Source organism: Actinoplanes teichomyceticus ATCC 31121 (genome assembly GCF_003711105.1).
GTDB classification, from domain to species: domain Bacteria; phylum Actinomycetota; class Actinomycetes; order Mycobacteriales; family Micromonosporaceae; genus Actinoplanes; species Actinoplanes teichomyceticus.
Window position 1 is genome coordinate 1,028,408 of sequence record NZ_CP023865.1, and the last position, 12,386, is coordinate 1,040,793.

The following is a 12,386-nucleotide window of genomic DNA, read 5'->3' on the forward strand; positions in this document are numbered from 1 at the left end:
TCACCGCCGGGGCGTGGCGCCGGTTCCGGTCAAGGTCACTGACCGGAACGCGAGCGTGCCCGGCACGGTGATCCTGCGGCGGGGCGTGCAGGCGATGCAGTCGCCGCGCACCACCGCGCGCGATCCCGAGCCGAACCGGGTGGTCAACCCGCCGCTGTCGGTCTCCTTCCGGACGGCAACGTGCGTCGGAGCAGCGACCGCATAACGCGGCGTCATGACCAGGCGACTCGACGTGGACCGTGGTCGTGCCGCGGTCCCGGCGGCCTCCGGAGCCTTGGTCGTAGCCGGGGCGGCGGCCGCCAAGTCCACAGCGGCGTTGGTGACCGCGGGTCGACGCGAGCCGGGTGTTGTACCGCTTGAGCCGGTAGAAACCACCCGCACGAACGTCGGTGGAACCGGAATTGTCGTACCCCGATGGTTGGGTCTCGTGCATGCCGCCGTCGTTTCCCCCGCCGCATCTGCCCGGCCTGCCGCTCGCCGCGCCGGTGGCCGGGATGCGCAGGCTCGTCCGGGCGCGTCGCGCCGTCGCGCTGGCCCGGGCGAGTCGCGCCTTCCACCACTGTGGCACCACCCGATCGGAGGACAGCGAGGCGCCCGCCGGCGCCGCGCCCTCCCCGGATCGGCGTCGGTGGTGATCGCAGGTTTCCCGCGAGGGTGGCGCGCGGTAGTGTTCTGGCTCCGACGCGTATCCATCGACAGGGAGGCGTTGGCCGATGACGTTGCGCATCCTCGTGGTCGGCGCCGGCATCGCCGGGCTGGCCGCGGCCCGGGGTCTGCGGGTCGCGGGCTTCCGGCCGGACGTCGTCGAGGCCCTGCCCGCCACGATGAGCCCGGCGGCCGGCATCTACCTCCCCGGCAACGCCTCTCGCGCGCTGCGCCTGCTCGGTCTCGACGTCCCGCTGCGCCCGCTCGGTGACCTGATCTTCCGCCAGGTCTTCCTGGACGCCCGCGGTCGTGAGCTGTTCCAGATGGACGTCGCCGGGCTCTGGGCCGGCGTCGGCGAGTCCCGCGCGCTGTCCCGCGCCGATCTGCAGCAGGTGCTGCTCACCGGGGTCGGCGGCGAGGTGCGGTATGCCACCGGGGTGCGCGACGTGCAGGTCGTCGACGGCGCCGCCAAGGTCGAGTTCACCACCGGCGCGATCGCGGAGTACGACCTCGTGGTCGGCGCGGACGGGCGACGCTCGACGGTCCGGGAGAGAGCCGGGCTGGGCGGCCCGGCCACGCCGACCGGCCAGGTCGTCTATCGCGCGGTGGTCTCCGGCGGCCCGCCGCTCACCGACTGGACGGCCGTGCTGGGCCGGCGCGCGCAGTTCGTCGCGATGCCGATGGGCGGCCGCCGGGTCTACTGCCACGCCGACGAGACCGCGCCGGACGCCCCGGACCCGGTCGACCCGCTGGGGCGGCTGCGCGAGGTCTTCGGCTCGTTCGGCGGCCCGGTCACCGGCATCCTCGACCGGATCGAGAAGGTGTCCGTGGCCCGGACCGACGAGGTGGTCCTCCCGGCCTGGTCGCGCGGGCCGGTCGTCCTGGTCGGCGACGCCGCGCACGCCACCGCGCCGACCCTGGCCCAGGGTGCGGCGATGTCCTTCGAGGACGGTTATGTGCTCGGCCAGGAGCTGCGCCGCTCGGCGCAGGACATCCCGGCCGCCCTGCACGCCTACGAGCAGCGGCGCCGGCCGCGCTGCGCGCAGGTGCGCGACCGCACCCGTGAGCGGGACCGGACCAGGGACGTGCCGCCGTCGGTGCGCGACCCGATGCTGCGCCGCCGCGGCGCCCAGATCTTCACCGATCATTACCGGGGTCTCGCCGCGCCGGTCTGACGCCGGACCCTCGTCCTAGGTGGTCCTTTGGTCACCCCGCGAAGGCCGAAGGTCGGTGGGGGACTATTCTGCCAGCGAGGTACGCCCGATCTTCGCGGCGTGCCGAGTGGGACGAACGAGACAACGGAGGCAATTCGTGACGACCGTTGCGCCGTCGCCGATCGCGACCCGTCCATATCCGGTGCGACGGCAGGTCAAGGGTTCGGCGCTGGCCCGAATCCTGCGCACGACGGACGCGAAGCAGATCGGGATCATGTACATGATCACCGCCTTCGTGTTCTTCCTACTGGGCGGCCTCATGGCGCTGCTGATGCGCGCCGAGCTGGCCCGGCCGGGCATGCAGTACCTGTCGCCCGAGCAGTTCAACCAGCTGTTCACCATGCACGGCACGATCATGCTGCTGTTCTTCGCGACACCCATCGTGTTCGCGTTCGGCAACTACGTGGTGCCGATCCAGATCGGCGCGCCCGACGTGTCGTTCCCGCGGCTGAACGCGTTCGCGTACTGGCTCTACCTCTTCGGTGGCCTGATCACCATCGGCGGGTTCCTGACCCCCGGCGGCGCGGCCGACTTCGGCTGGTTCGCCTACACCCCGCTGAGCGACTCCCTGCACTCGCCGGGCGTCGGCGGGAACATGTGGGTGGTCGGGCTGGCCATCTCCGGTCTGGGCACGATCCTCGGCTCGGTGAACCTGATCACCACGATCCTGACCCTGCGCGCGCCGGGCATGACCATGTTCCGGATGCCGATCATGGTGTGGAACATGCTCGTCACGGCGCTGCTGGCGGTGATGGTCTTCCCGTTCCTGGCGGCCGCGCTGTTCGCCCTCGCCGCCGACCGCGTGCTCGGCGCGCACGTCTTCGACGTGCAGACCGGCGGCCCGATGCTGTGGCAGCACCTCTTCTGGTTCTTCGGCCACCCCGAGGTGTACATCATCGCCCTGCCGTTCTTCGGCATCATCACCGAAGTGATCCCGGTCTTCAGCCGCAAGCCGGTCTTCGGCTACAAGGGCCTGGTCGCCGCGACGCTGCTGATCGGCGCGCTGTCGATGAGCGTGTGGGCGCACCACATGTTCGTCACCGGTCAGGTGCTGCTGCCGTTCTTCAGCTTCCTGAGCTTCCTGATCGCGGTCCCGACCGGCATGAAGTTCTTCGTCTGGATCGGCACCATGTGGCGCGGCCAGATCAGCTTCGAGGCGCCGATGCTCTTCGCGGTCGGCTTCATGGTGACGTTCCTCTTCGGCGGCCTCTCCGGCGTGCTGCTGGCCTCGCCGCCGATCGACTTCCACGTCTCCGACTCGTACTTCGTGATCGCGCACTTCCACTACGTGCTCTTCGGCACGATCGTGTTCGCGGTCTTCTCCGGCATCTACTTCTGGTTCCCGAAGATGTACGGCCGGATGCTCGACGAGCGCCTCGCCAAGGTGCACTTCTGGCTGACCTTCATCGGCTTCCACACCACCTTCCTGGTGCAGCACTGGCTGGGCACCAAGGGCATGCCGCGGCGGTACGCCGACTACCTGCCGACCGACGGCTTCACCACGCTGAACACGGTCTCCACGATCGGCTCGTTCATCCTGGGCGCGGCGACGCTGCCGTTCCTCTACAACGTGTGGAAGTCGTACAAGGTGGGCAAGGTCGTCACCGCGGACGACCCGTGGGGCCACGGCAACTCGCTGGAGTGGGCCACCACCACCCCGCCGCCGCTGCGCAACTTCGACCGGATGCCGCGGATCCGCTCCGAGCGGCCCGCCTTCGACCTCAAGTTCCCCGAGCTGGCGGCCGGCGAGCAGTCGCTGGCCGGTCCGCCGGAGGGCGGCGCCCGGGTGTTGACCCGCGAGTCCGACGGCGGGGCGACCTACCCCGAGGACGTCACGGACAACCGCGACAAGTAACGATCTTCACGACCGGGCCGGCCCGCGCTTGCAGCAAGCGCGGGCCGGCCCGTTTCGCACCCGTTGCCAGAAAACCGGGGCCGGGCACGTGAGCTGCGCCAAAGGCATTGGTTTCTGTCGTACGCCTGGGAGAGGATCGGCGGCGGAGGTCAGGATCGTCATGTTGCTCAAGCCTTACCGGGAAACCCTGGCGCTGCCCAAGATCCCGTCGTTGCTGGTGGTCGCCACGCTGGCCCGCGTCCCGATCGCGGCCGCCGCCGTGGTGCTCACCCTGCACGTGGTCACCGACCTCGACCGGGGTTACGGCGCGGCCGGGCTGGTGGGCGCGGCCGCGACGATCGGCGGGTCGCTCGGCGCCCCGGTGATGGGCCGGCTGATCGACCGGCGCGGCCTGCGGCCGGTGCTGGTGCTGACCACCGTCGCCGAGGTGATCTACTGGCTGGTGGCGCAGGCGCTGCCGTACTGGGCGCTGCTGCCGGTCGCCGTGCTCGGGGGCTTCCTGGCCCTGCCGGCGTTCTCGGTGGCCCGTCAGTCGATCGCCGCGCTCACCCCCGAGTCGCACCGGCTGCCCGCCTTCGCCCTCGACTCGATGACCACCGAGCTGTCGTTCATGGCCGGCCCGGCCCTCGGTGTGCTGATCGCCACCAGCGACGCCGGACCACGCGTCGCCATGCTGACCCTGGCCGGCGGCATCCTGCTCGCCGGTGTCGGCCTGTGGCTGCTCGACCCGCCCACCCGGGCCGAGCACGAGGCCCCGGTGTCCGCCGGGGAACGCGTCGCCCGGCGGGAGTGGCTCAAACCCCGCTTCGTCGCCATCCTCGCCGTCACGATGGCCGCCACCCTGGTCCTGTCCGGCACCGACGTGTCGGTCGTCGCGGTGCTCCGCGAGTCCGGGCAGCTCGGCTGGAGCGGCCTGGTGATGTCGCTGTGGGCGCTGTTCTCGCTGGTCGGCGGCTTCGCCTACGGTACGGTCCGGCGCGGCGTGCCGATCCTCGCGCTGTTCGCCCCGATGGCCGTGCTGACCGTCCCGGTCGGACTGGGCGGCGAGCACTGGTGGCTGCTGGCCGTGCTGCTGATCCCGGCCGGCATGCTCTGCGCCCCGACCATCACCGCCAGCTCCGCCGCGATCAGCCGGCTGATCCCGGCCGGCGCCCGGGGCGAGGCGATGGGGCTGCACAATTCGGCCCTCACCGTCGGCGTCGCGCTGGGCGGTCCGCTGGCCGGCCTGGCCATCGACAACCTGGGCCCGAAGTGGGGTTTCGCGGCGGTCGGCGCGGTCGGCGTGCTGGTCGCGCTGATCGTCCTGCCGGCCGAGCTGCGCCGCCGCCCCGGCGCCCCGGCCGATCCGACCGACGCCGCCGCGCCGTCTCCGGGTGCTGCGCCGTCGCCGGTGGTGCCGGGGGCTGCGTCGTCTCCGGGTGCTGCGCCGTCGCCGGTGGTGCCGGGGGCTGCGTCGTCTCCGGGTGCTGCGCCGTCGCCGGCTGCGTCGTCTGCGGCCGCTGCATCGGCTGCGTCGGCTCCGGACGCCGTGCCACCGGCGGTGGCGGCGACGAGCGCGGCGCCGGGGTCCGCTTCGACCTGACGGCGGCCGCCGCGCCCCCGTGGTGGCGGTGGGGGACCGCTGCGCCGGGCCGCCCCGGCGCTTCCGGTACATCGCTCCTAGAACTCCAGGTACATCACGTGCAGGCCGACCCGGCCGCGCGTGGGGTGCTCGAAGGCGCGCGGGACGGTGCCGATCACCTGGAACCCCAGGCGGCGGTACAGGCCCACGGCCGCGGTGTTCGACTCGGCGACGGCGTTGAACTGGATGCCGGCGTACCCCTGGCGCCGCGCCCAGTCGATGACGAACCGGCAGAGGGCGGCGCCGACGCCGCGCCCGCGGCTGCCGGCCGCGACCATGAAACTCGCGGTGGCGACGTGGGCGCCGGGTCCGGGCCGGTTCGGCCCCATCTTCGCGGTGCCGGCGATGCGCTCGGCCGCCCCGGCCGCGTCCCCGCCGGGCCCCTCTCCCGGTACGCCGGAAGCGCCGTGCCCGCCGGACAGCAGCGCGCCCGCCGGTACGCCGGAAGCGCCGTGCCCGCCGGACAGCAGCGCGCCCGCCGGTACGCCGGAAGCGCCGTGCCCGCCGGACAGCAGCGCGCCCGCCGGTACGCCGGAAGCGCCGTCCTCGCCGGACAGCAGCGCGCCCGCCGGTACGCCGCCCCGGAGGCGCTCCGCGCCGGCGTCCGCACGGGAGCGGACGGGCTCGGCGGCCACCACGGTCAGGCCGGGTGGGCGTTCCAGCCAGATCTCCCGCGCCTGCGCCTCGGTCATCGCCGGGTCGTAGGTGTACGTGTCGGCGGCCCGCACCACCTGCCGCACGATCGGCCACACCTGAGCCCAGTCCGCCTCGGCGAACGGGCGGATCACCGCGGCGGGGCGGCGGGCCAGTTCCGGCCGGCCGGGCGCCCGGCTCGGGTCCCGGGGAGGGGGTGGCGCCGGGGCGGCGGGTCCGGCCATCGGGTCAGACCGGGTCGACGACCGGGGCGCCGGTGGTCGTGATCGACGCGGCGCGGAACTGCTCCAGGGCGGCGGCGGTGGTCGCATGGGCGACCCCGGCGGTGAGCTCCAGCACCACGGTGGTGTCGAAGCCCTCGGCGGCGGCGTCCAGCGCGGTGGCTCGTACGCAATGGTCGGTCGCGATGCCGACGACCTCGACCTCGGTGACACCCCGGCCCCGCAGCCACCCGGCGAGGGTTTCGCCGCTCTCGGTGCGGCCCTCGAAGCCGGAGTACGCCGCCCGGTGCTCACCCTTGTGGAACACCGCCTCGATCCGGTCGGTGACCAGCTCGGGATGGAAGTCGGCGCCGGACGAGCCGACCACGCAGTGCGCCGGCCAGGAGTCGACATAGTCGGGATGGTCGCTGAAGTGCGTGCCCGGGTCGATGTGGTAGTCCTTCGTGGCGACCACGTGGTCCCAGCGCTCGCCGGCCTTGGCGAGCACCAGCGAGATGCCCTTGGCGACCGCGGCGCCGCCGGCGACCGGCAGCGATCCGCCCTCGCAGAAGTCGTTCTGCACGTCCACGATGATCAGCGCGCGTGACATGGGACCCCCTAGACGGTGGGAATGATGATGACCGGGATGGCGGGGTCGCCCGCGGAAAGTTTGAGGCCCTCCCACGGGATGGAGATCAGGCACTGCCGCAGGTGGTCGCGGGACTCCAGCAGGCTCGGGCGCTCCTGTGGCTCGCCGTCGGCGATGAACGTGCGCTGCAGCAGCCGGTCGTTGGCCTGGTGGTCGGGCACGCCCTGGGAGACGATGACCTCCTCGATCGCGGTGCCGGTGGGCTTGTGCCGGCGCACCGCGGTCTTGCGGCCGCCGACCGTCGCCTTGTTCTCCGAGCGCTTGACCACCGGGCGGCCGGCCACCTCGACCAGCTTGTAGACCAGGCCGGCGGTGGGCGCCCCGGAGCCGGTGACCACCGCGGTGCCGGCGCCGTACATGTCGACCGGCTCGGCGGCGAGCGTGGCGATCGAGTACTCGTCCATGTCGCCGGAAACAATGATCTTCGTTTCCGTGGCGCCGAGCGAGTCGAGCAGCTCCCGCGACTGCTGCGCCAGCACGGACAGGTCCCCGGAGTCGATCCGCACGGCCCGCAGGTCCGGCCCGGCGACGGCGATCGCGTTGCGGATGCCCTGGCTGATGTCGTACGTGTCGACCAGCAGCGTGGTGTTCTTGCCCAGCGCGGCCACCTGAGAGCCGAAGGCGGCCGGCTCGTCGTCGTGCAGCAGGGTGAACGCGTGCGCGGAGGTGCCGGTGGTCGGGATGCCGTAGGCGCGGCCGGCGGCCAGGTTGGACGTGGACGCGAACCCGGCCAGGTAGGCGGCCCGGGCGGCGGCGACCGCGGCCTGCTCGTGGGTGCGCCGCGAGCCCATCTCGATGATCGGGCGGCCGCGGGCGGCGGTGACCATGCGCGCGGCGGCGGCCGCGATCGCGCAGTCGTGGTTGAGCACCGAGAGGATCAGCGTCTCCAGCACCACGCACTCGGCGAACTTGCCGGAGACGGTGAGGATCGGTGAGCCGGGGAAGAACAGCTCACCCTCGGGGTAGCCGTCGATGTCGCCGGTGAAGCGGTAGTTCGCCAGCCAGGCGGCGGTGGGCGCGTCGATCACACCGGACGAACGCAGGTACTCGATCTCGCCGGCGTCGAACCGGAACCCGGCGATCATGTCGATCAGCCGGTCGGTGCCGGCGACCACGCCGTAGCGGCGACCGGTGGGCAGGCGACGGGCGAAGACCTCGAACACGCACGGCCGGTCGGCGGTGCCGTCCTTGAGGGCGGCGCTGATCATCGTCAGCTCGTAGTGATCGGTCAGCAGGGCCGGCGCGATGGTCTCCACGGTCCCTACCCTATTGCGCTCGTGGCGGTACCGCGGCCGGTGCCCCGGGAAGGGGCTTTCACCTGCGGTTCGGTGCTCCGGTTCACAGGTACGGCGCAACCGGTGGCACCATGGGGGCATGGCGTTGCCTCAGGTTGCTCCCGTCGAGACGCCGGAGATCGAGGAAGTACCGGCCGCTGACCGGCCCTGGGTGACCATCGTCTGGGACGATCCGGTCAACCTCATGTCGTACGTGACCTGGGTCTTCCAGAAGCTCTTCGGATACAGCAAGGAGAAAGCCGAACAGCTGATGATGGACGTGCACACCAAGGGCAAGGCGGTGGTTTCCACCGGCGCCCGGGAGCGCATGGAGATGGACGCCAACCAACTGCACGGATACGGTCTCTGGGCAACTGTGGACCGAGCCTGACAAAGCGGGTGGGGAAGAGCATGTTCCGACGCAGCGGCGGTCAGTGCGTGGCCACGTTCGCGCACGACGAGGTGCGTGTCCTGCGGAAGGTGGCCGCCGAGGTGGTGGGGCTGCTGACCGACGGGATGGATCACACCGATCCGGTGGTGGGCCGGCTCTTTCCGGACATCTATCCGGACCGGCCGGAGGACTCCAGCGAGTTCCGGCTGTACACCGAGGGCGACCTGAAGACCGCCAAGATCGATCAGGCCGGCGCGATCCTGGCCGCGCTGCCCGACGAGGGCGAGGGCGAGGTCCGGCTGGACGGCGAGGCCGCCGAGGCCTGGCTGCGGGCGATCAACGACGCCCGGCTGGCGATGGGCACCCGCCTCGACATCCAGGCCGACACCGACCTGGCCGAGGAGCTGGACGACGCGGTCCTGGAGGACCCGGGTTCCAGCCGGGTGTTCCAGCTCTCCGTCTACGCCTACCTGGGCTACCTGCAGGAGTCGCTGCTCAACGCGCTTCCGGAGATCGAGTAGCGACCCGGAGTGTGTGCCTCGCCACGCACGGCTCGGCAGAATACTTCGGTAATGTGAACGACGTGCTGACCATCGACAGTTCGATCGTACGTGCGATCGTCGCCCACGCCCGCCGGGACCACCCGGACGAGGCCTGCGGTGTGGTTGCCGGCCCGATCGGCAGCGACGTGCCCACCCGGCACATCCCGATGGACAACGCGGCGCGGTCGATGACGTTCTACGAGTTCGACTCGATGGAGCACCTGCGGGTGTGGCGCGAGATGGACGACAACGACGAGGAGCCGGTGGTCATCTACCACTCGCACACCGCGACCGAGGCGTACCCGTCGCGGACCGACATCTCCTTTGCCGGTGAGCCGAACGCGCACTATCTGCTCATCTCGACCCGCGAGCCGGATTCCGAGGAGATCCGCTCGTTCCGTATCGTGGACGGTGTGGTGACCGAGGAAGAGGTCAACATCGTGGATGCGACGGTGAAGTCGTGAAGGTGAGTGCCGTGCAGTCGTACATGTTCGGGCAGAGCCCGGTGTCGGTCGTCTACGAGTGTCCCTGTCGCTAGACAGCGACCGATCGACCCCTGCCCGCAGTTCGGCTTTCTTCCTTTCTAGGAGCATGACAATCATGGCTATCGAAGTTCGCGTCCCCACCATCCTGCGCAGCTACACCGGCGGCGCGAAGGTCGTCGAGGGCGCTGGCGACAGCCTCTCCGCCCTGATCGACGACCTGGACGCCCGGCACAGCGGCATCAAGGGCCGGCTGATCACCCCCGAGGGCGGCCTGCACCGCTTCGTCAACATCTACGTCAACGACGAGGACGTCCGCTTCCTCGGCGCGCTCGACGCCAAGCTGAACGACGGCGACTCGGTCACCATCCTCCCGGCCGTGGCCGGCGGCGCTCTCGGTTTCGCGGCCGCCGCCGCGCTGCTGGGCCGCTAGAAGCGATGGCTCGCTTCGAGAGCCTGCTGGACGCGTGCGGGGGCACGCCGCTCGTCGGCCTGCCCCGCCTCTCCCCGGCGGTGCCCGAGGGGGCGCCGCCGGTGCGGCTCTGGGCCAAACTCGAGGACCGCAACCCGACCGGCAGCATCAAGGACCGTGCCGCGCTGTTCATGGTGCGCGAGGCCGAGGAGTCCGGGCACCTGCGCCCGGGCGACACCATCCTGGAGCCGACCAGCGGCAACACCGGCATCGCCCTGGCCATGGTGGCCAAGCTGCGGGGTTACCGCCTGGTCTGCGTGATGCCGGAGAACGTCTCGGCCGAGCGCACCCAGCTGCTCCGGATGTACGGCGCGGAGATCATCTTCTCGCCGGCCGCCGGCGGCTCGAACCAGGCGGTGGCGACCGCGAAGCAGATCGCCGCCGAGCACCCCGACTGGAAGATGCTCTACCAGTACGGCAACCCGGCCAACGCCCGCGCGCACTTCGAGACCACCGGCCCGGAGCTGCTGCACGACCTGCCCACGATCACCCACTTCGTGGCCGGTCTGGGCACCACCGGGACCCTGATGGGCACCGGGCGCTTCCTCAAGGAGAAGGTCGAGGGCATCCAGATCATCGCCGCCGAGCCGCGGTACGGCGAGCTGGTCTACGGTCTGCGCAACATCGACGAGGGGTACGTCCCCGAGCTGTACGACGCCAGCGTGCTGGACCGCCGGTTCTCGGTCGGCACCCGGGACGCGGTGCTGCGGACCCGCCAGCTGGTCGAGGTCGAGGGGATCTTCGCCGGCTTCTCCAGCGGCGCGGTCCTGCACGCCGCGCTCGCGGTCGCGCACGAGGCGGTCAAGGCCGGCAAGCGGGCCGACGTGGCGTTCGTGATCCCGGACGGCGGGTGGAAGTACCTCTCCACCGGGGCGTACGGCGGCACCCTGAACGACGCGGAAGAGGCCCTCGAGGGCCAACTCTGGGCCTGAGCCGCCCGGCGCCCTCAGTAAGCGACGGCCAGCAGCAGCGCGCCGGCCATCGGTGGCGCTGCGCTGAGCAGCAGGATCCACGGCAGGGCACGCCGGTGGACGGCGAGGAACGCGCCGACCGCCGGCGCCACGCTGAGCATGGTCAGCAGCGCCAGCGCCGGCAGGTACCATCCGGGCGCGCCGCGCAGCACCGCGATCACCGCGTACAGGCCCACCCCGGCGCCGGTCAGGCCGAGCATCGCGGTGTACCCGGCCATGGTGAGGACCCGCGCCGTGCCGGGCGCCGGGTCGCCCTCCGCCGGGAACCGGAACACCGCCGGCGCCTCGTCCCACGACGGTTCGAACGACCCGATTTCGGGTACCGCGTTGCGTGAGATGCGGGTCGGCTCGACCGCGGTCACATGGCCTCCATCAGATCGCCGTCAGTCCTCACTCAAAGCAACGCGGAGGGCTTACCGGACGTGACGGTGGAAAAGGTGACGACCGAGGTCACAGCGGCTGTGATGTACGTTGTCGATTTAGCGACAAATCGATCAGTCCTGTACGTCAGGCAGGGGTCACGGCGTACGCTTCGCTCCGTGATTGACTGGTCTGACAAGTCCAGCGCGGACCGGTCGGGCGGGGCGTGGACGACCCGGATGTGGCCGACCCAGTGTGAGTCAGAGGGACCCGCATGCGACTAACCGTTCTCGGTTGTGCCGGCAGTTTCCCCGGCCCCGAGTCGGCTTGTTCGGCCTATCTCGTGGAAGCCGAGGGATTCCGGCTGCTCATCGACTTCGGGTCGGGAGCGCTCTCCGCCATGCAGCGGTACTCGGACATGCGGTCCGTCGACGCGATCCTGCTCACCCACCTGCACTGCGACCACATGTTGGACGCATGCACCTACGTCGTGGTCCGGCGCTACGATCCGGCCGGCCCGCTGCCGCCGCTTCCGGTGTACGCGCCGATGGGCGCCGCCGAGCGGATCGCCGCCGCGTACAGCGCCGAGGGTGAGCCGGTGGACGACGTCTACACGTTCTACGGGCTGCAGCCCGGCACGTTCCCGATCGGGCCGTTCCAGGTCACCGTGGACCGGGTCAACCATCCGGTGGAGACATACGGCGTACGCATCGAGCACGACGGCCGCGTGCTGGCCTACTCGGCCGACACCGCGCCGTGCGAGGCCCTGCTGCGCCTGGCCGCCGGGGCCGACCTGTTCCTCTGCGAGGCGAGTTACATGGACGGCGTGGTCAACCCGCCGGACCTGCACCTGACCGGCGGCGAGGCGGGCGAGGCGGCCACCAAGGCGGACGTCGCCAAGTTGTTGTTGACACATCTTGTCCCGGCCTGGGCCAGTGAGGCATCTATTGTGGAAGCGGCCGGTGCGGCGTACGCGGGACCGGTCGAAGTCGTCCGCCCGGGGGCCAGATACGATCTCTGAGCCGGTACGGGGGTGAGATCGGCTTACACCGGTGC

At 71.3% G+C, this 12,386-nt stretch carries 12 protein-coding genes and 2 pseudogenes; 10 read left to right on the plus strand and 4 right to left on the minus strand.

The window, feature by feature from the left end:
• The first annotated feature begins 13 nt into the window (after nucleotides 1-13).
• The 4 genes from ACTEI_RS04680 (at nucleotide 14) to ACTEI_RS04695 (ending at nucleotide 5,296) form a co-directional block, all read left to right on the plus strand.
• Nucleotides 14-205: a hypothetical protein gene (locus ACTEI_RS04680; protein ID WP_122976518.1), complete on the plus strand. Its 192-nt coding sequence runs from the start codon at nucleotides 14-16 to the stop codon at nucleotides 203-205.
• Nucleotides 206-713: 508 nt separating this feature from the next.
• The gene (locus ACTEI_RS04685) at nucleotides 714-1,820 is read left to right on the plus strand and encodes an FAD-dependent monooxygenase (protein WP_122976519.1); all 1,107 of its coding nucleotides are present in this window, start codon (nucleotides 714-716) and stop codon (nucleotides 1,818-1,820) included.
• A gap of 136 nt (nucleotides 1,821-1,956) precedes the next feature.
• Complete coding sequence (gene ctaD, locus ACTEI_RS04690) at nucleotides 1,957-3,714, plus strand: aa3-type cytochrome oxidase subunit I (RefSeq protein WP_122976520.1); 1,758 nt, start codon at nucleotides 1,957-1,959, stop codon at nucleotides 3,712-3,714.
• A 160-nt stretch (nucleotides 3,715-3,874) separates the two neighbouring features.
• Nucleotides 3,875-5,296 carry an MFS transporter gene (locus tag ACTEI_RS04695; RefSeq protein WP_122976521.1) on the plus strand — a complete coding sequence of 474 codons (1,422 nt, stop codon included), beginning with the start codon at nucleotides 3,875-3,877 and terminating at the stop codon, nucleotides 5,294-5,296.
• 77 nt (nucleotides 5,297-5,373) lie between these two features.
• On the opposite strand, the pseudogene ACTEI_RS04700 reads toward ACTEI_RS04695, so the two are convergent.
• The 3 genes and pseudogenes from ACTEI_RS04700 to ACTEI_RS04715 all read right to left on the minus strand — a co-directional run.
• A pseudogene (locus ACTEI_RS04700) lies at nucleotides 5,374-5,688 on the minus strand (GNAT family N-acetyltransferase); the annotation flags it as partial.
• Nucleotides 5,689-6,217: 529 nt separating this feature from the next.
• Nucleotides 6,218-6,799 (minus strand): isochorismatase family protein, encoded by a 582-nt coding sequence (locus ACTEI_RS04710; protein ID WP_122976522.1) that lies wholly within the window; start codon nucleotides 6,797-6,799, stop codon nucleotides 6,218-6,220.
• 8 nt (nucleotides 6,800-6,807) lie between these two features.
• Nucleotides 6,808-8,094, minus strand: coding sequence for a nicotinate phosphoribosyltransferase (locus tag ACTEI_RS04715; protein ID WP_187645915.1), 1,287 nt, complete (start codon nucleotides 8,092-8,094; stop codon nucleotides 6,808-6,810).
• Between the two features lie 118 nt (nucleotides 8,095-8,212).
• Here ACTEI_RS04715 and clpS point away from each other — a divergent pair, with 118 nt between their 5' ends.
• From clpS to ACTEI_RS04740, 5 genes and pseudogenes are all read left to right on the plus strand, one after another.
• A complete protein-coding gene (gene clpS / locus ACTEI_RS04720) occupies nucleotides 8,213-8,503 on the plus strand; it encodes an ATP-dependent Clp protease adapter ClpS (protein WP_122976524.1) in 291 nt (96 codons plus the stop codon).
• 20 nt (nucleotides 8,504-8,523) lie between these two features.
• Complete coding sequence (locus ACTEI_RS04725) at nucleotides 8,524-9,024, plus strand: DUF2017 domain-containing protein (protein WP_122976525.1); 501 nt, start codon at nucleotides 8,524-8,526, stop codon at nucleotides 9,022-9,024.
• Nucleotides 9,025-9,086: 62 nt separating this feature from the next.
• Nucleotides 9,087-9,583, plus strand: a pseudogene (locus tag ACTEI_RS04730) (M67 family metallopeptidase).
• Between the two features lie 62 nt (nucleotides 9,584-9,645).
• Nucleotides 9,646-9,960 carry a MoaD/ThiS family protein gene (locus tag ACTEI_RS04735; RefSeq protein WP_122976526.1) on the plus strand — a complete coding sequence of 105 codons (315 nt, stop codon included), beginning with the start codon at nucleotides 9,646-9,648 and terminating at the stop codon, nucleotides 9,958-9,960.
• A gap of 5 nt (nucleotides 9,961-9,965) precedes the next feature.
• On the plus strand, nucleotides 9,966-10,931 hold the full coding sequence (locus tag ACTEI_RS04740; protein ID WP_122976527.1) for a PLP-dependent cysteine synthase family protein: 966 nt from the start codon (nucleotides 9,966-9,968) through the stop codon (nucleotides 10,929-10,931).
• A 14-nt stretch (nucleotides 10,932-10,945) separates the two neighbouring features.
• On the opposite strand, the gene ACTEI_RS04745 is transcribed toward ACTEI_RS04740, so the two are convergent.
• Entirely contained in the window at nucleotides 10,946-11,332 is a 387-nt protein-coding gene (locus ACTEI_RS04745) for a hypothetical protein (protein WP_122976528.1), read from the minus strand.
• Between the two features lie 272 nt (nucleotides 11,333-11,604).
• Between ACTEI_RS04745 and ACTEI_RS04750 the strand changes: the two genes are divergently transcribed.
• The gene (locus ACTEI_RS04750; RefSeq protein WP_122976529.1) at nucleotides 11,605-12,351 is read left to right on the plus strand and encodes an MBL fold metallo-hydrolase; all 747 of its coding nucleotides are present in this window, start codon (nucleotides 11,605-11,607) and stop codon (nucleotides 12,349-12,351) included.
• The last annotated feature ends 35 nt before the right edge of the window (nucleotides 12,352-12,386 follow it).